The organism is Streptococcus sp. SM3, from assembly GCF_027497875.1.
The window spans coordinates 1-1,002 of sequence record NZ_JAJNSA010000225.1 but is presented as its reverse complement, the minus strand read 5'-3'; the positions used below and the strand labels follow the sequence as shown (position 1 = coordinate 1,002).

Genomic DNA, 1,002 nt, shown 5'->3' with positions numbered 1-1,002 from the left:
ATAACGGTTGTTTTTAACTTTAGTAACTTGATATATGTATTGTACCCAAATTATTTGCAAATTTGCGACAGGAGAGAGTCGAATCGATGTTATTCGACGAACGACTTAGTAAGTCTACTAGGTTGACCGCCTAATAGCGGCAACCGTAGCAACTTGAGATACGTGTTGTATCCAAGTTGCTTGTAGAGTTGAACACGGGCTAAAGTCTGTGTGAAAAAGATAAACTTTCCTTGAAACTAAAGTTTCTTCGTCAAGTTTCCTATTTTCACTTTGACTTTTAACGCCCCTTGTATCATTTAATTGAATTCGGACGGAGGTCTGCGAAAAAAAGATAGATTTCCTTGTGTTCATCGAACACATCGTCAATCTCCTATTTTTTCATTGCCCTCTGAGTCCTTAATATCTTAGTATAGAATTGGAGAGGTCATGGCTGATGACAAGCTAAGAGCGACTCCTGCGGCTAGAAAGTTAGCGGATGATTTAGGGATCAACCTCTACGATGTTTCTGGCTCAGGTGCAAACGGTCGTGTCCACAAAGAAGACGTGGAAACTTATAAAGACACAAATGTGGTTCGCATTTCGCCACTTGCAAAACGAATTGCCCTCGAACACAATATTGCTTGGCAGGAAATCCAAGGAACCGGTCATCGTGGTAAAATCATGAAGAAGGATGTTTTGGCCTTGCTTCCTGAGAATATCGAAAACGATACCATCAAGTCTCCTGCTCAGATTGAAAAAGTGGAAGAAGTTCCTGATAACGTAACACCATACGGTGAAATCGAGCGTATTCCAATGACACCAATGCGTAAGGTTATTGCCCAACGCATGGTTGAATCTTACTTAACTGCGCCAACCTTCACCCTTAACTATGAAGTTGATATGACTGAAATGTTGGCTCTTCGTAAGAAGGTTCTTGAGCCAATCATGGAAGCAACTGGGAAGAAGACTACTGTAACAGACCTTCTTTCACTTGCAGTTGTTAAGACTCTTATGAAACACCCC

The 1,002-nt window shown here is 41.2% G+C and carries 1 protein-coding gene; it reads left to right on the top strand.

Features of this window, described 5'->3' with window-relative positions:
* Window positions 1-426: 426 nt before the first annotated feature.
* On the top strand, window positions 427-1,002 hold a 576-nt coding region (locus tag PAN06_RS14365), incomplete at its 3' end, for an E3 binding domain-containing protein (RefSeq protein WP_269796672.1).